This window comes from Flavobacterium sp. B183 (assembly GCF_023539155.1).
Taxonomy (GTDB): Bacteria; Bacteroidota; Bacteroidia; order Flavobacteriales; family Flavobacteriaceae; genus Flavobacterium; species Flavobacterium tructae.
The window spans coordinates 5,161,713-5,184,675 of record NZ_CP097434.1; the positions used below are offsets into that span (position 1 = coordinate 5,161,713).

Annotated in this window: 28 protein-coding genes; 26 read left to right on the forward strand and 2 right to left on the reverse strand. The window is 34.4% G+C overall.

What is annotated here, in order from left to right; translation table 11 throughout:
• The first annotated feature begins 319 nt into the window (after positions 1-319).
• Genes M4I44_RS21065 through M4I44_RS21090 form a run of 6 tightly spaced genes read left to right on the forward strand, consistent with a single transcriptional unit; the run spans position 320 to position 3,974 of the window.
• Entirely contained in the window at positions 320-514 is a 195-nt protein-coding gene (locus M4I44_RS21065) for a hypothetical protein (RefSeq protein WP_249966004.1), read from the forward strand.
• 27 nt (positions 515-541) lie between these two features.
• Positions 542-1,012, forward strand: a complete 471-nt coding sequence (locus tag M4I44_RS21070) for a hypothetical protein (RefSeq protein ID WP_017498035.1) — start codon at positions 542-544, stop codon at positions 1,010-1,012.
• A gap of 14 nt (positions 1,013-1,026) precedes the next feature.
• Positions 1,027-1,584 carry a DUF6046 domain-containing protein gene (locus M4I44_RS21075; RefSeq protein WP_017498034.1) on the forward strand — a complete coding sequence of 186 codons (558 nt, stop codon included), beginning with the start codon at positions 1,027-1,029 and terminating at the stop codon, positions 1,582-1,584.
• Positions 1,577-2,875, forward strand: coding sequence for a hypothetical protein (locus M4I44_RS21080; RefSeq protein WP_249966005.1), 1,299 nt, complete (start codon positions 1,577-1,579; stop codon positions 2,873-2,875). The genes M4I44_RS21075 and M4I44_RS21080 overlap by 8 nt, the downstream gene beginning before the upstream one ends.
• A gap of 12 nt (positions 2,876-2,887) precedes the next feature.
• A complete protein-coding gene (locus M4I44_RS21085; RefSeq protein ID WP_249966006.1) occupies positions 2,888-3,748 on the forward strand; it encodes a hypothetical protein in 861 nt (286 codons plus the stop codon).
• A gap of 7 nt (positions 3,749-3,755) precedes the next feature.
• Positions 3,756-3,974 carry a hypothetical protein gene (locus M4I44_RS21090; RefSeq protein WP_249966007.1) on the forward strand — a complete coding sequence of 73 codons (219 nt, stop codon included), beginning with the start codon at positions 3,756-3,758 and terminating at the stop codon, positions 3,972-3,974.
• Between the two features lie 108 nt (positions 3,975-4,082).
• Here M4I44_RS21090 and M4I44_RS21095 read toward each other — a convergent pair whose 3' ends face one another.
• Positions 4,083-4,883: a S24 family peptidase gene (locus tag M4I44_RS21095; protein ID WP_249966008.1), complete on the reverse strand. Its 801-nt coding sequence runs from the start codon at positions 4,881-4,883 to the stop codon at positions 4,083-4,085.
• 285 nt (positions 4,884-5,168) lie between these two features.
• Between M4I44_RS21095 and M4I44_RS21100 the strand changes: the two genes are divergently transcribed.
• The 20 genes from M4I44_RS21100 to M4I44_RS21195 all read left to right on the forward strand — a co-directional run bounded on the left by M4I44_RS21100 (position 5,169) and on the right by M4I44_RS21195 (position 20,418).
• Positions 5,169-5,744 carry a hypothetical protein gene (locus tag M4I44_RS21100; RefSeq protein ID WP_017498029.1) on the forward strand — a complete coding sequence of 192 codons (576 nt, stop codon included), beginning with the start codon at positions 5,169-5,171 and terminating at the stop codon, positions 5,742-5,744.
• Between the two features lie 96 nt (positions 5,745-5,840).
• A complete protein-coding gene (locus M4I44_RS21105) occupies positions 5,841-6,020 on the forward strand; it encodes a hypothetical protein (protein ID WP_017498028.1) in 180 nt (59 codons plus the stop codon).
• A 287-nt stretch (positions 6,021-6,307) separates the two neighbouring features.
• Positions 6,308-7,636: a DUF2586 domain-containing protein gene (locus M4I44_RS21110; RefSeq protein WP_249966009.1), complete on the forward strand. Its 1,329-nt coding sequence runs from the start codon at positions 6,308-6,310 to the stop codon at positions 7,634-7,636.
• A 138-nt stretch (positions 7,637-7,774) separates the two neighbouring features.
• Positions 7,775-8,200: a hypothetical protein gene (locus M4I44_RS21115; protein WP_008461938.1), complete on the forward strand. Its 426-nt coding sequence runs from the start codon at positions 7,775-7,777 to the stop codon at positions 8,198-8,200.
• A 250-nt stretch (positions 8,201-8,450) separates the two neighbouring features.
• On the forward strand, positions 8,451-8,795 hold the full coding sequence (locus M4I44_RS21120) for a hypothetical protein (RefSeq protein ID WP_249966010.1): 345 nt from the start codon (positions 8,451-8,453) through the stop codon (positions 8,793-8,795).
• 36 nt (positions 8,796-8,831) lie between these two features.
• Complete coding sequence (locus tag M4I44_RS21125; protein WP_249966011.1) at positions 8,832-9,704, forward strand: hypothetical protein; 873 nt, start codon at positions 8,832-8,834, stop codon at positions 9,702-9,704.
• Positions 9,705-9,714: 10 nt separating this feature from the next.
• A complete protein-coding gene (locus M4I44_RS21130) occupies positions 9,715-10,212 on the forward strand; it encodes a hypothetical protein (protein WP_249966012.1) in 498 nt (165 codons plus the stop codon).
• 160 nt (positions 10,213-10,372) lie between these two features.
• Entirely contained in the window at positions 10,373-10,903 is a 531-nt protein-coding gene (locus M4I44_RS21135) for a hypothetical protein (protein ID WP_249966013.1), read from the forward strand.
• 488 nt (positions 10,904-11,391) lie between these two features.
• On the forward strand, positions 11,392-11,874 hold the full coding sequence (locus M4I44_RS21140; RefSeq protein ID WP_249966014.1) for a M15 family metallopeptidase: 483 nt from the start codon (positions 11,392-11,394) through the stop codon (positions 11,872-11,874).
• Between the two features lie 5 nt (positions 11,875-11,879).
• The gene (locus M4I44_RS21145) at positions 11,880-12,350 is read left to right on the forward strand and encodes a hypothetical protein (protein WP_249966015.1); all 471 of its coding nucleotides are present in this window, start codon (positions 11,880-11,882) and stop codon (positions 12,348-12,350) included.
• Positions 12,351-12,354: 4 nt separating this feature from the next.
• Positions 12,355-12,687, forward strand: a complete 333-nt coding sequence (locus tag M4I44_RS21150) for a hypothetical protein (protein WP_249966016.1) — start codon at positions 12,355-12,357, stop codon at positions 12,685-12,687.
• Positions 12,688-12,908: 221 nt separating this feature from the next.
• Entirely contained in the window at positions 12,909-13,196 is a 288-nt protein-coding gene (locus tag M4I44_RS21155; protein WP_249966017.1) for a hypothetical protein, read from the forward strand.
• Positions 13,183-13,485, forward strand: a complete 303-nt coding sequence (locus tag M4I44_RS21160; protein ID WP_249966018.1) for a hypothetical protein — start codon at positions 13,183-13,185, stop codon at positions 13,483-13,485. The genes M4I44_RS21155 and M4I44_RS21160 overlap by 14 nt, the downstream gene beginning before the upstream one ends.
• 196 nt (positions 13,486-13,681) lie before the next feature.
• Positions 13,682-14,671: a hypothetical protein gene (locus M4I44_RS21165; protein ID WP_249966019.1), complete on the forward strand. Its 990-nt coding sequence runs from the start codon at positions 13,682-13,684 to the stop codon at positions 14,669-14,671.
• A 15-nt stretch (positions 14,672-14,686) separates the two neighbouring features.
• Complete coding sequence (locus M4I44_RS21170; protein WP_249966020.1) at positions 14,687-15,352, forward strand: hypothetical protein; 666 nt, start codon at positions 14,687-14,689, stop codon at positions 15,350-15,352.
• Positions 15,353-15,437: 85 nt separating this feature from the next.
• Positions 15,438-17,192, forward strand: coding sequence for a fibronectin type III domain-containing protein (locus M4I44_RS21175; RefSeq protein WP_249966021.1), 1,755 nt, complete (start codon positions 15,438-15,440; stop codon positions 17,190-17,192).
• 266 nt (positions 17,193-17,458) lie between these two features.
• The gene (locus tag M4I44_RS21180; protein WP_249966022.1) at positions 17,459-17,923 is read left to right on the forward strand and encodes a hypothetical protein; all 465 of its coding nucleotides are present in this window, start codon (positions 17,459-17,461) and stop codon (positions 17,921-17,923) included.
• Between the two features lie 15 nt (positions 17,924-17,938).
• Positions 17,939-18,412: a phage holin family protein gene (locus M4I44_RS21185; protein WP_249966023.1), complete on the forward strand. Its 474-nt coding sequence runs from the start codon at positions 17,939-17,941 to the stop codon at positions 18,410-18,412.
• A 40-nt stretch (positions 18,413-18,452) separates the two neighbouring features.
• Positions 18,453-19,724, forward strand: coding sequence for a hypothetical protein (locus tag M4I44_RS21190; protein WP_249966024.1), 1,272 nt, complete (start codon positions 18,453-18,455; stop codon positions 19,722-19,724).
• Positions 19,725-19,734: 10 nt separating this feature from the next.
• Positions 19,735-20,418: a hypothetical protein gene (locus tag M4I44_RS21195; protein ID WP_249966025.1), complete on the forward strand. Its 684-nt coding sequence runs from the start codon at positions 19,735-19,737 to the stop codon at positions 20,416-20,418.
• A 261-nt stretch (positions 20,419-20,679) separates the two neighbouring features.
• On the opposite strand, the gene M4I44_RS21200 is transcribed toward M4I44_RS21195, so the two are convergent.
• Positions 20,680-22,944: a DUF5074 domain-containing protein gene (locus tag M4I44_RS21200; protein WP_249966026.1), complete on the reverse strand. Its 2,265-nt coding sequence runs from the start codon at positions 22,942-22,944 to the stop codon at positions 20,680-20,682.
• Between the last annotated feature and the right edge of the window lie 19 nt (positions 22,945-22,963).

Below are 22,963 nucleotides of genomic sequence, written 5' to 3' on the forward strand. Positions count from 1 at the left end.
AAACCGCCGTAAACTTTTTGTTTTTTGGCGGTTTGTTTTTGAATTAGAATGCAAATCTTTTCCAATTACTTAAAGAAAAACACTCAGAATAAAAGCCTTAGCCACAAAACCTATCTACTGAAACTACTGAAAACGAGGAGCAGATTTTTCGTTTTCCAGCTCCCAGTGCCTTATTTTTACATCTGCTAATAAAATCGGCTAGCACTCTCAAAATCAATATAAAAACACCGCTTACTTACGGGAATATCCTGAAAGTAGCTACCTCATCTATTGAGAATATCTTAAACAGCAATACCAACCTTTAAACATCAAATCAATCATGAATTCTACATCCAGAGATTTAGGAGAAATACCTTCGGCACCAGACATGAGCAATTTTAAAAACCCTTTGGGGCAGCAACCCGAAGGCAACATTATTATTGGAAATTTTAACATTACTCCTTTAAATCCATCACAAACCACTGAAAGTCTTACCGAAATCCTGAAAAGAGAAAGTACAGACAGTTCTATTTAAAACATCAAAATTCTTAAAATCAAAAAAATGTTAGACGAAACAGCAATCAAAAAACTAAAAGAAAAATATGGTAATGTATTAAAACTTACCTCTGATGATCAATCTATAACAGCATATTGTAAGAAACCGTCTCTCACCACATTTCTTACTTATCAAAAACGCTACAATGATGATCCGCATGATGCAATTTTGTTTCTGTTCAAAGAATGTGTACTTGAAAAAGAAAATTATGAGGATGAATTCATGCTTTCTGCTGGAAATTCAATCATCTCAATGATTCGATCAGACAGTGAATTTACCATCAATGCGACACCTCAAAAAGATGAGTTCAAGAAATCGGCAGCACTTATTCGCCAAGCTTTTCAGGTAGATCCTTATCAATTACCGATGGATGAATTTTATAAACTAATCGAAGAAGCGCTCTGGTTGCAGAAACACAACGAAACAAGACTCGAAAACACCTTTATTACGGCTTTCGCTAAAACATTCTCTAACTAAAAACTAAAAAAATAATGAAATTCAATTTTAATGTAAACGAAATTTTAGACTCAAAAGACACTGAATATACGGGTATTAACTATAACGAATCGGAATCGAAAGATTTTATTATCGATAAAACCGGAGGCGAATTTAACCTAAGAGTCTTTGCTCCCCTAATTTTTGAACCTCTGGTAAAGAAAGATCTCAATCTGCCTGGTTTACGTATAGATGCGGTAACAGTTAATTTAAATCGCTCAAAAGTTATTAGAAAAGAAGGAATAGAAGGCAGAGATTCAACCATTAAAGAACATATTACAAATGGTGATTTTAGTATTTCGATTGAAGGACTAATTGCCAACGAAAGCGGAGATGAATATCCAAAAGAGAAGCTTTTCTTGTTGAAACAATTTCTAAATGCTCCCTATGCTCTGAGAGTAACTCATGCCATTCTGAACCGATTTGGTATTTACGAACTGGTCATAGACTCCTACTCTATCCCTTCTATTTCCGGAACAAAAAACATTCAAAAATTCACGGCCAGCGCCACATCAGACGAAACTGTAGAACTAATAATCAGAGACAATGCTTAAACTAAATGCCAAAATTAAAGTTTATGAAACGGTGAGGCTTATCCCCAGTCCGAAATTTTATGAATTTACCTATCTCAAAAACGTAGAAATCAATAGCTCTTACAAATCGTTAACCGACACCGCCACGATTGTTATGCCTCAAAAAGTATATACCGATACCAAAGGCTTTGATCAGAACTTATTTGCAAATGCAAGCGGTGAACAAAAAACAATTCATGATTTTTTTAAAGTTGAAAATTTCATAGAAATATTTTTAGGATACGACGGAGATTACAAACCGGCTTTTAGGGGTTATATTACAGGCGTACAATCCGATACCAATGCTACTATAACCTGCGAAGACTTAATGTATGCTTTCAAAAAAATAAAAGCAGTAGATAATAGCGATGCTCAGGACAAAAATGACACTTTGAATGTTGTAGCCACTAATCCAACCACCAATGTCGAAAACTTTAATCCAAAAACGTTTCTTGAAAAAAGAATCAAACCGCTAAATCTTCCATTAAAGATAGATGCTCTTGACGAAAATTTAGGAAATCTCATGATTAACAGAGGGCAAACATTGGCTCAAGTTTTCGAAATGCTGAAGGATAAAGGAATCTACACCTACTTTAAAATGGAAGAAGCCCGACCTGTACTTACAATTACCAATAACCCGCAAAAACATACAACCGGAGAATTAAGCAGTTTTATCGATCGCAATTTTATCCAAAGTCCTTTAGCTGGGGCAGTTGTAAAAAAACTAATCAATCAGGGACTTCAGCTTTTGAGTGCACAACTAAATAAAACAATTCAAGCCGCTTCCGGGAACTTTTTAGGGAAAGCACGTTTCAGATTTCGCTATAACATTATTGAAGATAAGTTAGTTGTAGTTAATGAATCGACAAAAAATACCCGCACACGAGTAGAAAAGTACTTCAAAAATTCGAACACTCCAATTTACATTGAATTAGGTGATCCTAACGGACAATTAGTAAAAACCCACGTATTGCACAGTGATAGTGAGGATTTACCTAAAGATACTGCCACTTTCAAAAATACAGCAACAAAAGTAACTTCAGAATTGTATCAATATGCCGCATTACGAGCAATGGAATCTAAGCCCAGTGGATTTGAAGGTTCCTTCCTCACTTTTGGAGAGCCGTTTGTTCGACCAACAGATAAAGTAATTCTTGAAAATGCTAAAGACAAAGAAAAAAACGGAACCTTTCAGGTCGAAAAAGTCGTACGAAGCTATGGTGAAAATGGTTACCGACAAAGGATTTACATAGGTCGAAGAGTAGAAGTTTAATAAAAATATATCATGGGAAATATAACCGATTTAATAAAAGATGTTGCCAGTAAAAATCAGATCATTGAAACTTTTGCGGCAAAAGTGATCGAAATAAATAATGAGATAGAATCATTTCACAATCCTGAAGACGCTTATACGGTAAACATTATGCGTGCCGATGGCGCCATTCTTAAAAACGTACGATTGAAAGCTTCCATTCAGGATTTAGAACAGGGAATTATAGTCATTCCTAAAAAGGACAGCTGGATTTTGGCGACCATTATTGATGGAGTTGAAACCAGAGCATTTATTTCGCAATATTCAGAAATTGAGCGCACCTTAATACGCTTCAAAAATGAACAAAACCAATACCTGGAAATAGAGAGTAATGCAGATAAGTTTCAAGTATTATTCAAAGAAAAAAAAGAAAATGATCCTGCATCAACTTCGGCGCCTCAATACAAAAATATGGCCCAAATCAAATTTACGGGTGGAACTGAGGGGCCAAACATCAACACCTCTTTTTACAATGCAGAAGGCATAGAAATTTCTAAAAACAGTTTTAATATAAACGAGCAAAAGATCAGCATTAATGAAGGAAGTACGCTTTTTAATATAAAAGATAAGGAAGTTAAAGTCATCATTAAAGATGGTTTTGAAGCTATAATTTCTGATGCCAAAACTTCATTTAAAAAAGGAAGTTTAGCTTTTGAAATGGATAAAAAATTTAAAATTGCTGTAAATGAAAAAAGTTTAAAGTCTAAGCTTGAGGAACTAATCGACGAAATTGGCAAAATTACGGTTACTACACCAGTAGGTCCATCTGGACCACCAATCAATCTAAATAAATTTATCACAATGAAAAATAACCTTGCAGAACTTCTAGAATAATAAAATTATGGCCTTAAATAAATCACAATTAGAACAAACAATAAAATCTCTTTTAATTGAAGAGAATAAAAAAACAGACAACAGCTCTACTTCTATTGACAACATTGCCAATCGATTAGCAGTCGCAATTGACACATTCGTAAAATCAGGAACTGTAACCACTACAGTAACAACAACTGGTTCTGCATTATCACAAACCGGAACCGGAACTGGATACATTATATAAATCGTTCCGAACTAATAGAAAAATGCCTCTTACCATAAACTATAGTAAGAGGCATTTTTCTATTTCAAGATTATGAGCAAAAAAGATAAAATTCCCTCTCAAAGGATCTTAATTCAGCTTTTTTCTTAAGGTCTCTTCCATTTCGTAGAATTTGCTTTCGAGATCATGAATTTTTTCATAGATATTAACAGGATCCGGCATTTGTTTAGACGCATACATACTGGCGTACCAAACCTCCAAAATGTCTTCGGCATAAATAGAATACATCGGGTAATTTCCGTCTCTGTTATCCGATTTAAGGATTAATTTTCCACTTTCCCTAATTCGGTTTAAAACCCTTTTTACCACTACCCCGTCATTCTTACTGATGATGACATAAATTCTTCCGTCTAAGATGTCATCAAAATTATCGACATATTTCCCAAAAAGATAATCCCCATCGTGTATGGTTGTCGACATCGAATTTCCTTTAATTTCAAAACATCTGTAGGTTCCGTTTTTTAACATTGGCATACTAAACGAAGGCAGGGTTTCCATATACTCCGGATCTGAATAACCGTCCAGGTAACCCGCACGTGCTTTAACGCCAACAAAATTGATGTTTTCCTCTCCGTCTTCATTTACCGTTATAATTTTCGGCAAATTTAAGCCAATCGCATCCTTGGTTTTCTGAACAAAAATTTCATCGCTTGCTCCAAAAAAATACTCCGGATTTACATTGCAATGGGTGATAATACTTTGGAGTAAATCAAAACCAGGTTTTGTTCTTTTTCTTTCTCCATCAGATTGCAATCTTCCAATCGTGATACTATCTATTGTAGTACTGGTTACTCCTATTAACTTTGCGAATGAGTTATTGTTTAACTTCAATTCGTCTATAATACGTTTTATTTTAGCATGTATTTCCATGTTGTACTTCTTATTTACTCATTATATGTAATATGTTTTAACACCCATACACATTCCACTATATGTTGCAAAACTAAATAATATAAAATGAATAATCGCATTTTTTAAACTTTTTTTCATATAACTACCGAATATAAAGACATTTGAGAGTTGTTTCCTATCGTATTGCTCGAATATAAAGTAAAAAAACACAAATCATATTACTGAAACTATTGCATTTTAAACTGTAATATGTTGTATTTATTAAAACATATGTTGTATATTTGTCAAAAAATAATCCATCATATGATTTTAAAAGATTTTTATAACGAGAAAAAAAACGCAATTCAATCAGAGTTTACTTCTGATGCGCCAACAGTACAACTTTATAGTGATGCTATTTTTAAAACATCAATCGAAACACCGATCGTAATGTTTAAATACGACAACATCAACTGGGAAACATCCTCTGAAAAAAACTATAAAGCCGATGTATCTTTTTGCCTGTATATTGTATTACCGGTAGACACTATTTCATCAACAAGTTACGCAAATGCATTTAATCTTGCGCAGCGTATAGACAAAGCGGTATTATCTAAAAACAACAGTAATACGCATATTGATACCAATTCAACATTCAAAATAAGGGAAAAACAGTGTACAAACGAACATACCTATTGGAATAAAAATGATTATTTTATTTGGGAGATCACTTACAAAACCACATTGATCGAAAATACTTTAAAAAAGAAATACATCCTCTTTAATAACGGATTGAGCAACGAAGCTCTGGAAGACTTAGGATACAATTTAACCTCTGATATCATCTCCATAAATCCAAACCAAGTTAAAGGCGCTATAGATTTAGATACCACTCCCTAAAATCTAGTCGGCAATTTAAGAAAGTTAATCCCAATCAGATCATTAAGCAGCACCTTACCAAAAACAAAACTAATCCTTACCATTAAAACTCCACAAATGAAAAGAAGCAGAACACTATTAGACAAAAGAAGAGAATATGTTATTAATTATCTAAATAGAAATCAGGCTAAACAAATGAAAGTTGTGGTTTCGGAACTTTCGGATACTTTGTTCTTAACAGAGCGTACTATCTATACGATTATCAATGAAGGACTGTCTTTGGAAGCCAGCGCTTAATAGACTGAAACTACTGGCTTTGACCATTCAAAAAATTGGAAAAACACTCTTTGAGCCTTAAATTTGTACTCGCCGGCAGACCACAAATTCACTCCTAATCTAAGATAACAAACCTACTTGTATTGACTTCCAAAAAGCATCTTTGCTACTTTTTGAGTCTTAGATTACGAATACTATTTTAAAAACAACAATTAACTAAAAAAGAGAAGTTTAACAACTTGTCACAGGCTTCTTTTTGCCCTTTTTTAAGCAATAAACAAATTTTAAACATTTAAACATTTTATATTATGAGTACATTAAACGATGTAGTAATTACCAAATTATCAGGCGGATTAGGAAGAAGAACTCCGGAACAGGACATGGTTTCAGGATTACTTTTTGACGGAGTCGCTACTGAAAAACTGCCATTAGATCAAGTAAAACGTCTGGCCTCCTTAGAAGATGCAGAAACATTAGGAATTACAGCTGATTATGATGTAAACGGACAATCAGCATACTACCAGATTCAGCAGTTTTTCAGAATGAATCCGTCTGGCGACCTATATATAATGAAAGTGAAAGCTCTTTCTTATGAGGAAGTCGCACAAAGAGCCTTACAAATGCAGGAAAAAGCAAACGGAAACATTCGCCAAATGGCCATTATCTTTTCCGGAGCACAAACAGGATTCTTAGAAACGGAAAAGGCAGTTAGAGCAGCACAAAATGCGGCAAGTCTAGCCTACGAAAACTACATGCCATTTGAAACTATATTGGAAGGAAAAGGTGTCGATGTGACAGCTGATGCTGATTTCTTTTTAACTGGATTAAACGCAGAAAACGTATCCGTTGTAATCGCCATGGATGTTGAAAAAGCTTTTGAACAAAAGTTATTAAAAAAAGGAACTTTAACACTTTATTCTTTAGCTCCTGACGAGGTATTAGTTCCTACACAAACATTCCCTGATATTTATAACGTGAAGACTCCGGATGGTTTGAAAAAAGAAAATGAAGTACTCCTTGAAGTCGTCTTCAAAGATTCATACAAAAATACCGCAGCGGTTGGATTAGCGTTAGGCGCCATTTCGAAAGCCAAAGTATCAGAAAACATCGCCTGGATCGAAAAATTCAATCTTACCGGTGAAGGTTTTGCAAAAGCAGGTTTCGTAGGCGGAAAAGAAATCAAATCACTTGCAGAATTGAGAGCTTTTAACGAAAAAAGATACATCTTCACTCGAACACACACAGGTTTAGCCGGAATCTATTTCAACGACAGTCACACTTGTACAACAGGTACAGCTGACTTCGCTTATATCGAAAACAACCGTACAATCAATAAAGCAACCCGTTTGTTACGTTCAGCTTTACTCCCAAAATTAGCTTCACCGGTTTTAGTGGATATCGATGGTAAATTACCGCAATCGGTTTCAAAAAGTTTCGAAGGATTATGCAGAAGTGCCTTAGAGGGAATGGTAGCCAATCAGGAAGTATCTGCCTTTGATGTGTATGTAGATCCAAAACAAAACATTTTGGCGACTTCAGAATTAAAAGTGAAAGCCGAAATTACTCCAATTGGAACTGCCCGTAAAATTAAAGTTGATTTAGGATTCAAAAATCCTTTCGGAATCGATAAAGCATAATTTAAGCTTTTCTTATCTCTCAAAAACAATAAAATCTCCTCAGGATATTGCCGTCTTTCAATCGTCTCAAACAGTGATTGAATCCGATGATAGGCTTGGAGCGTTATCAGAATTATAAAATAAAAAATCAAGAAACATATGAATAAGTTACCCTTAATTAACGGACAACAACACAGCTGGTCATCAATTGAAGTAAGTATCGCAGGTAACATTGTTACCGGTATTACCGCTGTCAACTATAGTGACTCAGTATCAAAAGAAAACCACTACGGAGCCGGCGATATGCCTGTGCACAGAGGTAGAGGAAAGTACGAAGCAAAAGCCTCTATCACCTTATACAATTATGAGGTAGAAGCTATTCTGGCCGCTTTACCAAAAGGGCAAAGATTACAGGATATTAATCCGTTTAGCATCATCGTAAGTTATTTGGATGACAGCAACGAAGTAATTACTCACACGGTAAGAAACTGTGAATTCAACTCCAACAGCAGAGGAATTAGTCAGGGAGATACTAAAATTGCGGTTTCTTTTGACTTAATCTGCTCTCATATCGAATGGAACTAACCATTAGCAATACTCCTTAACCTTAATAATTCCTGTCTAAAAAACCGACTCGAAAGAGAAACCCAATCTTATAGCGTTATGCAGAAAAGAAGCTCAAAAGCAACATGATTTCTGTCCGCAAATTATTCCTACAGCTCTTAGCGAGTCCGTTTTCGGACAGGTAATTATCTACTTCACAGGCTGCCTGAGCATTTTCATCCTGAAATACAGCTCAGGCAGCCTATTTTTCAATCCAAAATAAATTCTCAAAATGGAAACAACCACTACAAAAAATATCGATGTCCTGAACGGAAATATTACCCAGGCGCAGCTCAACCAATGGAAGTACAAACATAAAAAAGTAGTTAAACTCACCATTGCCGACGATGACGGAACCACCTTATTTGCGTATTTCAAAAAACCCGATATGAGTATTCGCGCTGCGGTTTTACAAGCATCCAAAATGGATGAGTTTAAAGCCCTCGAAGTCCTTTTTAAAAACTGTTATCTGGGCGGTGACGCCAAAATCGAACAAGAAGACGATTTGCGTCTTAACATCACTACCGCATTTTCAGATCATATCCAGCCTAAACCTGTTAAAGTCGAAATTTTGTAACATCTGCTCATTTGCCATACCATAAAATACTAAAAAATGATCGTTAAAAACCATACCATAGAACTAAAAGATACCAGTGCTTCAGAAATGGCACGTTTTAGGCAAATTATGCTTGGCATTTGGAGTCAGCAGATTGAGGATGATAAAAATACTTCTAAAATGAATATGTTTATTGAAGAGTGGTCCAAAAAGAAAAAGAAAAAGAAGAAAACTAAAAAAGCCATCCCTATCCATAAGAACATTTACATAGCTTTGGACTATGACGGAACTCAAGTAGGCGATCAAAACCGAGAAGTCGTGGAATTCACATCTATGGAAAAATCCGGATGGAAAGGAATTTATGCTTCTAATATTCAGGAAGCAAATACACAATTAACTACCTATTTGAATGGAGTAATAGCAGATAATATCCTTTTAGAAACTCACGGTGGCCCAGAACGTTATTTGAACAAAAATGGAGAAGTACTTTCGGTAGGAACTTATATGTCTGCGGATAACAACAATCATAGTCATATTGGAGAAAAAGATTTATCTAAAAGTATTGCCGGAACTAATACTAAAAATCAAGACGATGTCAACGCGCTTGTAAGTATGATAAAACAAATTAAACCACAAGGTAATTTCTATTTGCAAAGTTGCAATACTGCTGATAGCGATATTTTTTTTAACAATCTGCGTACATTAACTGGAAACACTGTAAATTTGTATGGCAGTAATGAATTTACTTCAACAAGATTTGTAATAGATGTAAATAAAAGAGGTGTAGCAAATTACACCCCAACGAATCTTTTCGATAGAAATACTATTACAACACGAGGAGGTAAACTTTATCAAGCTAATTGTAAAGATGAATCTCCAATATTATTAAATAATATAAAAATTAACAAATCCGGAATCGTCTCATTTTAAAATTAATTGTATGAAATTATTGTTTTTTTACTTCATCGTTGTTTTATCTTCCTATTCACAAACTTCCTTCCACGGTATCTTAAAATCTCTTAATGGAGTTTCAGAAACTAATATTTCGGAATCCAATAGAACTTCATTTTATTTAGGAAAAGATTCATTTGATAAATTTACATCAAACAAAATTTTAGATCTCTACAAAGATTCCAGTACAAAAGCAGAATATTGCATCATACCAATAAGTATGTCCAGTGAGTTTAACATTTATGTTCAAATTCCCTCATTTATTCTCAAAGAAAAAAAGAATCTGGTAACCACAAATGTCTACGGTTCTTATTTGATTTTCGATAAAAAAGACAGTAAACTATACCGTATAGATTGTGAAAGTTCTTGTGGTTCCGTATACAAAAAGAATAAAAACGTTTTAATTACTAATAGCTCTTTTAATGCGCTAATGTCGAGTGTTTTTATTCTCGATAAAGACCTAAAAAACTTAAAAAAAGTAATGTAAAACGATTTGAAATAGTCTCTTAATCCTCATTTTTCAAAGTCAAAAAAACGAGTACTATTTATAATATTGCAGATATTGGCTTTTTTTATGGTTCAAATTCTAAATATAAATCTTTAGCCATCAATTTGAGATCATTTTTTAATCAATGACAGCTCGCAGTATGCCAAGCACAACATATATAAATTACGAAGAAAAAAAAGGATTTTGGATTGGCGAATTTACGTTTGAAATTATTTGTGCCTTTATTGTAACGGCATTTGAACAAATTACACTACAGGATAAACCAGATTGGTATTTAGAAATTTTTGAAGACTTTGACGAAATCAGAAAGGGACATCTACAAAGAAGAATGGTTCTTTTACTAGAAGATTATTTAGCATTCTTACCCGAAAGAGAAAATAAAATCATTGAAGTCTTTGAATTAGCAAAAAAACTAATACAAAATGAAGGAGAAAAAATACTTCCTGAAAAGCTCAATAAAATGCAAGATATAAAAGACTGGCCTCAAACTGAAGTAGAATGGACAGGTCCTATATATACAGATGATATGATTCATATTGTAGATATTATGATACTAATGCTTAAAAAAGAATGGACTGATCAGGACTATACAGTAGTTTTTAATATTAAGTCTTCCTATGCATTGTTGAATCGAACTGTAAATTCAGTCCCATTTGCTTTCTCATCATAAGCTTCCTGAATTTAGAACAGTTTCAGTCCTACCATTCTCTCAAGAGTAATCTTTTTGCCTTTCTTTAATTAGCTGAACATATTGAGATGGCGATTCTACTAATACATTAAAAATTCAATTTTCAATCTATTAAGAACCCGTTTTCTACACTAAAAAAAAGGGTGTTTTTTTTCATTTATTTTCATTTTTGTCTACAAAATAAAGTACTAAAACGCATAACCACCCCTACTTAAATAACTGATTAACAAAGTTATAATATTTCCACAACACACCGTTTCAGAGTATTTCCACAGTGCTCTTGAGATTAAATTCTTTTCTCAAAAAACATAAAAATACATCTTCAGAATTTATCCCACGATCCGTTTTTAATCGTAAATAAGTTTCAATACCAGTATCATTTTATCGATAAAAAATACTCTGACCGTTTTTCGAAACAGTCGGGACAGAATTTTTATGCTCAAAACCTAAAATCATTAATACCAATAAATATGGATCAAACTACAAAAAAACACATTGATTTACTTCATCCTTCGGTTCGGGAAGAGGTTGCTAAAATTATCGAAGAATGCGATCTGGTGCTGAACGGAAGAGCAAAAGTCAGAATAACACAAGGACTACGATCTTTTCAGGAGCAGGAGGATCTTTATGCTTTTGGAAGAACAAAACCCGGTAAAAAAGTCACGAATGCCAAAGGAGGCCAATCGATTCACAATTATGGTTTTGCAGTCGATATCTGTTTAATTATCGACGGTAAAACAGCTTCCTGGGATACAGCAAAAGACTGGGACAACGACCAAATTTCGGACTGGCAGGAATGTGTCGAAATTTTTAAAAAGCACAACTGGAACTGGGGCGGAGACTGGAAAACTTTTAAAGATCTTCCACACTTTGACAAAAAAGGGTACAGCGATTGGAAGGTGCTTAGCAAATTAAAACGTGACCGAAAAAACTATGTAATCTTATACAAATAACGCAGATGAAACCTTTCAAATTAAAACATACAGCTCTCCTACTTGTTCTGGCTTTTTCCTTTACCTCCTGTACTTCCACAAAAACAGCTCCATTCGACCTTTATTCCTATCAAAAAACAATCGCAGTAAAAGTCGAAACTATTAAACTAATGGAGAAAGCTACTACCCCATATGCGGTTCATAAAGTCGAAATAAACGCTTTATTCCTTGACATTGAAAAGTTGACTGAATACGAAAAAAACAAACTTCATAACGAAATCACTTTTTCGATGTGGAAAATCCTAAACGATAAAGAAAAGAATCTTTTGGCCGGTTTTTTCAAACGATGGGAAACGAAAGGAATTTTATCTCCTGCTTTTATACAAGAATCCGAAAAACAAGTTTTGCAAGCTCTCGATTTACTGATTCAATACGAAGCCAAAAAAGATAGAGAGTCAAAAGATGCTCTTTTACATTTAATCAACAGTAATACCTGAAAAAATGCATAACGATACATTACTAGACCAATTAAAAAGCAAACTGAAAATTATTATAACAGAAAGTTATAAAGATAACAAATTCGAACTGGAGAAAGATCTGAACACTTTTTTAGAAATCTCCAGAGAGAAATTGGAACGCTGGCTCTTTCTTTTCTCCTTCGGAAATTTAACCGAAGAAGATTTAGAATGGCTGTTAAAAAGTCAATTCAATTTAATGGAATTTCAAACGCTTCAAACCACCGGAATATCAAAAATAAAACTGAATGCTATTAAAAATAACATTCTAAAAATGATTTTTAAAGTACTTCTTGATCTGGTTATCCCACGGGGTTAAATCTTTGTGTTTTTTCAAAAAAATAAAAACCAAAACACTAAAAATCAACAACTTAAATCCAGTAATCAACTTACTGAAACTACTGATTCGTAAGCCTTAAAATCTTGGTAAAAGACAAATTCGGGCGTATTTTTACAGTATCAAATAAAGGGCATTTTTTGAGTATGGCGCGCAGATTCAAAGGAGCTATTCATTAACAAAAAAACAAAAAGTAACGACATATGAGAGATTTTATCATAGAAGATGACTTGTTAATCACCAATGGAGATTTCTACATTAAAAATGCAGATCAGCAAAACATAGAACATCTATTGCTAAGTCAAAAAGGAAGTTATAAAGAGTTTCCTATTCTGGGAGTGGGAATAAAAAAATACATCAACAGCCCGGATGCAACCTCCAGGTTAAGACTGGAAAACGAAATAGACAAACAATTATCGTATGACAACTTTCACGTAAAAACACTAGATGTCAACGATTTACAAAACATTAAAATCGATGGAAACTATTAAACCACAAGAAAATCAAAACATTTTTGATATCTCTTTACAGGAATACGGAAGTATTGAAAAAGTATTCGACCTTTTAGACGACAACGACAGATTTAACCTTACAGAAGACCTTTCTGTTTACGAAGATTTAAAAATAGGCCGCGAAGCTTTCAAAAAAGATATTGTAGAATATTACAAGACCCGAAACTTAAAGCCTGCCACAGCTATTACAGAAGAAGAGCAGTATTTACTGGATAATTTCTCCGGAATCGATTATATGATTATTGAAGACGATTTCATCATTTATTAGCAATTTGTGTAGGCTGCAACAATCTGAACAACAGTCCAAAAATTCAGGTTATCAAACAAAAAAACCTATTCATTTCTCCTTTTAGAAGTCTCTAAAAGAAAACTACTTCTCTGTAGTATTTACAAATAACATAAACAATTATCTCTAAGCATATTACACATGTCTTACAGGCTAAACTATTTCAAAAAATTAAAATATGGCACGTACAATTGCTGAAATACAGAACGAAATTCTGATTGAGAAAGGAAAGCAATCCTCCTTAAACAACTTAACAGATTCAAAAACTGCTATTTGGAAACTTTGGATCAACATAGTCGCCACCGCTATCTGGATTCATGAAAAAATAGTAGAAAAAAATGCGTTGATCTCAAGACCGCATACCTTAAACTGGTACAGAAGCCAGGCCTTAAATTTTCATTACGGCCTTACTTCAACCTCTGATTCCAACAGTAAAATTCCATTCCTCTGGAAAGATGGTTCGTATCAGTTTGACACTACAGGTCTTGACGAAACAGAAATCGAAAAATTAAAAATAATCAAACATTGCGCAGTAAGCGAAATTGATCTGGAAACAGTACTCGATCCTACACAAAAGAAAGACCGGGAAGCTATTTTTTCGGACTACTTCCGTAACAAAGTGGGGGTAGTATTTTTAAAAGTAGCCACGGTAAAAGGAGATAAGATCTCGAGAATAGATGTTCCTAATGAACTCTACGCCTTCAAAGAATATATGGCCAAAATTAAAGATGCAGGAAACCATATTCATATCTCTTCTGATAACGGTGATATCTTAAAATTAAACTTAACCGTTTATGTTGATCCTTTGAACATCTATATTGATCCAACAAATCCGGCAAATCCAAAAAATGGTTCATTGATTCTGAACGAAAAGATATTTCCTGTACAAGATGCTGTCAAAGAGCATTTAAAAAGTATTGAGTTTAATGGCGCCTTTGTAAAAACCTATTTTGTCGATGCGTTGCAGAATACGCCGGGCATTAAAATCCCAGTTGTAAATAAAGTCGAAACCAGCTGGGCTAAAAATCCAAATGACCAACTAAGCCCTCCTTTAGAAAATGTTACTAAAACGGAATACTTCATCCCTAACTCAGGCTATTTTGATCTGGATGCCTTAGAGGTACAGGTAAATTATATTCCTTTTACATTTTACCGAGACAAACAATAGCCTAATACCTATACTATGAATAAATACACTGTTTTAAAATGGGAAAAGCTACTATTATGGCTCCTCCCACCGGTTGTTAGAAAAAAAACACATCTTGAATGGCTCAATGTTTTACTGGCTCCTCTTCGTACGATTTATGACGACATATTATACAAAATGCAGCATACAGGGCAGGTCATTTATCTGGAAAAAGTACTCAACGACGCTTTTAATCCCACAAAAAATTACGATCCCAACCTAAGTATGGAACAAAAGCGATTAGAGGGGCTAATTTATATAGACGAATCTATCAAACCTGCTATTCAATATGTCTATCTCCACAAAGAATACTTCGAACCGGATATTATTTTGCCCGACAAAAAGGTAAAAAAAGGAGCTTTAATGATTCCGCAATTAAACATTTTCACTAATAATGAACTTAAAAACAGAGACAACAAACCGGTTTATCTCGCACATCGCAAAGATTATACAGAGGTAAACTACGCCAATTTTAGAGTGTTTATACCCGAAAATCTAATTAAGAATCAAACCATAGCTGTTCAACCTAATCAGGACAGTACTGTAGAGAAAACGGAGCCGATCGACGTGACCGATTTAAAATATCACAATCTTCTTAATTTCTATAAACTGGCAGGAAAAAGTTACGAAAGCTATTGTTATGTGCAGGAAAGCATGGACTAAAAAATCGCTCCAAAAAACTATTGACGATTAACTAAATCATTGGTATTAAAACAAATAAACAACATACATTAAAACAAATAAAAAAATGAAACAAATAAATTTTAGTCATGAAGGAGGTTTTCCTCTCGAACAGGAAACTTTAGAAAGAATTCAGTCCGCCTACAGGTCGGAACTATTCGGTGCTTTAAAAGCGCATTTTAGCATCAAAACCTCTGAAAACTATATCATAGCCATCGCTACAGAGAAAAAAAATGGCTGGGCGATTATCCATCCGGGTAAAAAAGCATCTACTGATCCGGGATATAATGAAGAAACTCCGGAAGGAATTTTATATCCTATCCAAAAAGGGAAACCAACAGGATACTTAAAAACCATCCGAAAGGACACTAACCTGATTTACGGGACCGGAAAATCTCAAACCGCATACTTTGATTACGAAGCGGTATATATAGAACAAGCTGAATATAATGCTGGCGCTTCACAAGCGGATAAAACACTTGCAGACCATTATCATATTCTGGAAAGTTTTAAGGAAATTTTGGATCATGCCGCCCTGGAAAAGATTTTGACTGAATTAAATACTACCGTTACAGCAAATACTAAGGCAATAGGCGATCATACTAAATTAATTGGTGATAATACTAAGTCAATAAATGATAATACTAAATTAATTGGTGACAATGCTAGGGAAATTACAGGAATAAAAAAAGACTATCTTCCTCTTGACGGTTCAAAAGCTATGACCGGAAATTTAACTGTACAAGGTAAAGTAAATTTTAATAATGTAGACTTAACAGATGGTGGCGCTTTGTTGTTATTAAACGGGTCAAATCAGGTTGTTAAGAACAATACTTTAATCCAGTCTATATTAAACGAAATTGAAGCTTTAAAAAACAAATCTGCGACAGCAATACCTAAAGGAATGATTGCCATCTGGGGCCAACCAGCACCTTTTCCGGAGGGTTGGGAAGAGTATGTACCGTTAAGAGGAAGAGTACCGGTTGGATTAGATAAGTTAGATTCCCTTCTAAGTAATATTGGAGATGAAGGAGGTAGCAAAAATGCAGTACTTGTTTCCCATAATCACACAATTACAAGTTCAGGAAACATAAACGACGGAAAGCCCGGTAGTGAAATCACTAATAAAACAGCCAGATGGGATAGTGGTAGTGGTTCTCTCTTAAATGGAACTATATCAACGGTTGGTGAATCTGGAATAAATAAAAACATGCAACCTTACCGAGTAGTACATTTTATAAAATATACTGGAGAGCCAAGTGATCAAACACCTCCTACAGCTCCTATGACGCTACAAGCAACCAACATTAGTAGCACAAGTGTAACTTTAAGCTGGGGAGAGTCAACTGATATTGTAGGTGTTACTAACTATCAAATATTTATAAACAATGTTTTTGCATTTCACGCAGGCAAAGTGCTAAACTATGATGTCAATGGATTACTTCCAGGCACAAAATATAAGTTCCATGTTGTCGCAAATGATCAAGCGGGAAACTCTTCGGCAAACAGTAATTTTGTAGAAGAAACTACAAGATTGACAAGGCCAGCAATAACCCATGCTATGCTTGAAACCTCAAAAGATATATTCCTTCAATGGAATTCCTCCCCAGCAAATGAAAATATTATTGGCTATGAGATCTGGAGAAGTGGCCACAACAGAATTTTTGAAAAAATAGGAACATCTTATAGTCCCGGATATGCTGATGCTAAAACCGAATATAGTACCACATATTTTTACAAAGTAAAATCTCTAAACGGAGTAGGAAATTTCTCTGACTTAAGCGAAGAATACGAGATGGCTACAGATTTTGACCCGAATTAATGTTTCGATGTAAAATCATTGACCAAAATGGCATTAGATCAATCCAAAAATTTGAAGAATATTACAGTTGACAACAAGCTTCAGGCGTCTACTTTTCCAAAAAACCTTTAGATGTCACGCCTTTTAAAATTAAGAGCACTTTACAATTGTATTCTTTCAGGGATTATTGCTCATGACAGTAAAACGGTCTATTTCTGACAAATAATCTTTTGGGGGAAATCCCCCAAAAGATTCCTTATCTCCCTTTTCTAACCTAAACTAACGCTATGAAAATTGTAAAATTTATTTTTACCGCTTTGGCATTGCTGTGGCTTTTTATAACCATCCTGATCACGGCACAAGTAGCCATCCTTATACTACCAATCCTTTTTATTTCGAAAAAACATTACACCGAATGGATCCTCTTTACATTTGCCTTAATCTGCTCTTTTGGCGTTTACCCCATTTCTTTTATCTATGCCGCCATCAAATGGAAAGGCTTTCTAAATTATTTAAGAAAACTCAGCTTAAGTATTGATATCTCAGGAAATATGGTCGCCGGGCCCTTATTGAACGACAACTTTATTACGAGCACTTCCGTCCATAAATTTGGCGTTGTTCAGGAAACGATCAGCGACAATTTAGGCGAAAACGAAAGAGACAATACCTTATCCATTTTCGGAAAGAGATTTACCAACCTGCTTGGCGTAATTGATTTTGATCACGCCAAAAAGTCTATAGTAGAAGATTAATTCAACCCTAAACCTATGATGATGCATAGAATTACAGAATATTCAAATGAATTAAAATTATTGCTTTATGGAATTTTTATTTACCTGGAAATGGATGCAGAAATTGTGAAAGTGCTGTTTTATTTAATGGTATTGGATACTTTTTTAGGCATTGTCAAAACCATTGTATTGAATAATTCTTTTAGCTTTAAAAAACTGGCCTTAGGATTTGTATCCAAACTGGCCGTATTGTTGATCCCAACAGCTTTGGCGTTAATGAGCAAAGGACTCAATTACAACTTCAAATGGTTTGTCACCATTGTAATGGATTTACTGATCGTAAGCGATAGCATTTCAATAATCAGCAATATAATAGCGATAAAAACAAAAAAAGAAGTAGAGAATTTCGATGCCATGACTTTGATTTTGAAGTCGATCAGAAATCGTTTGATACAACTTTTCAAGAGAATTTTGATTACAATTGACCCCAGATACCATGTTGAAGAATAAACCAATACACTTTTAAACAGAAAAAATTAAAACAAACAAAATGGCAACAAATATAAATACTATTCTGAGCTGGTTCAAAACCAGATCAAAGCCCACACAAGAACAATTTTGGGCATCTTGGTCAAGCTTTTGGCATAAAGATGAACAGATTCCACAGGCCTCTATTTCTAATTTGACCACAACTTTAGACGCAAAAACGGATCAATCTCAGTTTGATACTCATATCACAGACGATAATGCTCATGCTACTACTTTTGAAAAAAAATTAGACAAAGGCGATTACAACGGAACAGCGCAACATTTAAAAAATGATATTGATTCTGTAGAGCAAAATTTGCTTGAGAATTACTACGACATAAATGGTATGAATAAAAGTTTTGCTGCAAAATTGGATAAAGGAAGCTACCAAGGAACTGCACAAGATTTATTTAATGCAATACCAAATCTGAGTGCATCAAATTTAAAACTTGAAGGTTATCCAAATACCCGAAACGATGGTCAAATTTCAATAAATAAAGTTTTGACAACAGATTCTAATGGATACTTAAAATTAGTTACAATTCCAGTTGCCCCTCCTCCTTATTTAGAAGAATTAATACCGGATAGTTATTTGCCAGCGACTACTGGAAACATTATATTAAAAGGCTCTTTCTTTACACCAAATATGACAATTTCTCTTGAGGGGCAAACTGTAAATTATAAAACATTTATAAGTGATAACGAATATCACTTGAATGTAACTACTGGTAACACAGAAGGTATTTTTGATGTTACGCTAAACAATGGTATATCTCAAACTTTCCCGGATGCGCTATTGATTGTATTGGGTACCGTTTTTACACCTGTAGAATCTGACTGGCAGTCTAAATCAAATATAGATGTAACAGTTGGTGATTATCCAAAAGTAACAGCTCCGCAAATTAATGCTCTTGCTTATTGGCTACCTCCAGTTAATTACACTAAGAATTGGAGAATTAGTTTTAAGTATGTACAAAGTTCTTTTGACCCTTTTTCCGGAGGTAATTCATATCTTAGGATAAAAAGCGCTACAAATACATTGTTGAGTCTAAGAATGATAAACAACTTATACGTTTACACTGGTAATTCTAATGAATTGCGAGCAATTAGATCAATAGATCTAAACAAAACAATAGAAATAAGGAAAGTAGGTTCTTTAATTTCTCTTTATAAAGATAATGGCGAACTGATTTTGATAGTAAGTGACTTTGAAACTATGTCAGAAAACATGAGAATTAGTTTAGACCTATCAAGTATGGACATATCAAACATCAAATACATCGAAACAGCATAAATTAAAAATTATGGAACTAATAGATATAGAATTCATTCCTGTACCTGAAGGTAGCAAAGCTGAAATTATATTGGAACATTATCTTAACAAGTTTAAAACACAAGCCAATACTTTGACAGATATTAACTTTGATTGTTTACCTTTCTTGTATGCAAAAGAACCACATTACAATATGAAAGGTGTTAAAGTCTCTAAATCATACTTTGACAAATCAAATCGCGAAGCTATTCGTATTAATTATACTAAAATATATGAAGATTTCATCTATGAAGGAATATCATACTCGAAAATTTTCAAAGGATTACGTAAGGAAATTTGCTATTTTAACTGGTGTGGACAGATTGCGTACACTAAGTGTCTACAACCATACTACTTTTCACTACAACCTATTTTTTTAGGTGATGGCACAGAAACAATTAAAGGTTTTTCCAGTCAAAAGCAAAGAAAAATTTTAAAAGAAGAACGTTATGCAGCGGATGAATGGCTAAACTCACAAAATCCAGATTTGCATACCATATTACATTCTAAATATGGCCTTCTCTATCAAACTTATTTACAAACAGGTTTTAAAGAAAATCTTCTTCTGGCACTTGAAACAGAAACCGATCCGAGCATTCTAACATTTTTTAATAATGAAGTTTTTGGAATGGAGTCTATGACGGCCAAAGAACTAATAATATCGATTTTACAATAAATCGTAACATTATTAATATTTATATCTTTGTTTTTAGCACTGAAAGTTTTTCTACTGGATTATTGTTACCTCTCTTTTTACCTTACAACAATTAATTTCTGATTCTAATATACTCTCCAACAGATATTAAGAAAACAATCATAGAGATATTTTTATAAAATCATTAATGAAGTTACTACTAGTTAAATATTGAACTTCAAACAAATAGCCCTCTTACAAAACAGCAAGAGGGCTTTTGAAACACTTTTTACATTTTACATTTTACTTCTTAATAAATTTCTGAACATAGTTTGCTTTATCAGTCACTATATTGATGATGTACATTCCATTGGTAAAATCACTAACGTTAATCTGATTGTTATTGAATTGAGTGTTAATTGATTTACCCGAAATATCATAGACTGTTACTTTTAACACTTCGTCTTCCGTTCTAATATTCAATACATCTGAAACCGGGTTTGGATAAACTGCCAGTACTAATTTCGTGAATTCGCCTTTTCCTAAATTGCTTGTTGTATTGACTGTAATTGATTTTTCAACCCATTTACCATTGGAATTAAAACGAATCACCACTGTTGCAGTACCCTGAGTTTTTGGAGTCAGAACCAATTCGTCATTCACATTTATTACGGCCGAAACCACCTCTGTATCACTAACTGACTTTACAGATTTTACAATCGCCGCCGACAAATTATCAGTATCCGAGACAATGTTTTTTAAATCGATTACAGTTGGTTCTTTTACCGAAACTTCCGATGGCAGAGTATTGCTCACTACTGGTGCTGCATTATCCGGAAAAACAGTCGTGCCGGGAAACCAATAGTAGTCGTCTAAAACTCTTGTCTGAATTAAATTTCCTGTACGATCAAAAGTATGAACCCAGTTTTTCTGAAAATGTGCTCCAAATCCGTTTTCTGTAGTATTGAGAATCAGCTCATCTGAAACCGGATCAATACGCAGGGCGGCACCATAAGGAATTTGTTTAAAAGCATCTGTCTGCCCCGGAATCGTTGCAAAATTCTCATTAAAGGTTTTTGAAGTAATATCAAATTTTACAATTTTTGTTACTGAAGTAAAAGAACTGATAGCGTTTATCCAAAACAAAGCATTCTCCTGCGTGCTATAAGTAAAACTTCCCGCGTTCCAGGCTCCCCAGGAACCCGGGTATTTAGTTGTTGGAATTGCATATTCGGTTACTGTAAAAGTTGTAGCATTAATATTGATTAGCTTTTGATCCTGAATTCCCCATACACTTCCGTCTTTGGCCTGAACTACAGAGTGGAATTTACCGGTAATAGTCTTAATCAAAGTATTAGTAGCAGGATCGATTATCAGCATTCCTCCATTTTGTGTTACTGCAAATACATACTGAGACGTACGAATCATATTGCCAACCTGTCCTGCAGTACCTGTGCCTGCTAATAAACTCCCTACCTTCAAATTGGCAATATCAAAAAGATAAATACCTTTTGAAGTACCGATATATCCTGTATTTTCATTAACTCCAACAAACGAACGTCCATCTGCTCCAATGTTTGCAAATCCGGCAATTTTTTTCATGGTTTTAGCATTGGCAACAACCAATCTTCCGCCTGGGCTAAAATTTTGATCTCCTCCACTTGCTGCCTGTTTGGAAATAAAATAAAAATTATCTCCGTAAATTGTTCCATAACAAGTGGTCACGCCAAAGGTTTCATTGTTGTTCGCTATACTATAAATTTGGTAATTAGTACTTCCGTCTTTATTAATAAAATTCACAGAACCATTGGTATGTCCGAACCAGTCTTCGTTTACCATAAAAAATCCATTCGTAAAATCTGTTGCTTCTGCATAAGGTACAACCGGAGTAAAAGTTCCGGCAATAGGAAGCACATTTTTAGACGGTGCATAATTCCAAACATCCCAGGAATCATTTTGCAGAATACGACCAGATGCCCCTGTACTTACAGCAGTAAAATCAGCATCGGCAGAATTTTTCCCCCAATACGTCCATTCTCCATTTGTCCATCCGGATTGCCAGTGATCGTTTGTATCAATTGCTGTGTAGCTGTCAAAGTCATAAGCAGTCGTATTCACAAAACCATTTGTTGGATAAAGAGGATAAGTATAATCTGTGCCTTTATAAAGTCCGATCGTTTTAATTCCATTCAGATCAAAACCCAATCCTCCCACCGAAGATCCCGTTTGTGTTCCCTTATACAACAGAGCGAAAAAACGACGATCTGCTTTTAGTATGGCCTTCAACATGTCTTGGCCTGTGGCAGTACCCTCCCATCTGAATCCCCAGACTAAAGCATCGGTATTTTTACCATCATTCCACTGCACCACAAATGCTGCCCGATTAGAGCCGGTGCCTATCCAATACTTAATATCATCAAAGGTTGTCGCAGCAGTCGTGTTTTTGGCAATTTTATTTTTCGCTGCTGATTGTTTATTATTATTTAGAATTGTGCCCTCCAATACTACCTGCCCACGCATAAAAACGACAGAAAGGAACATCAATAATAACAAGTAATTTTTCTTCATATTCAATTTAATTTTAATT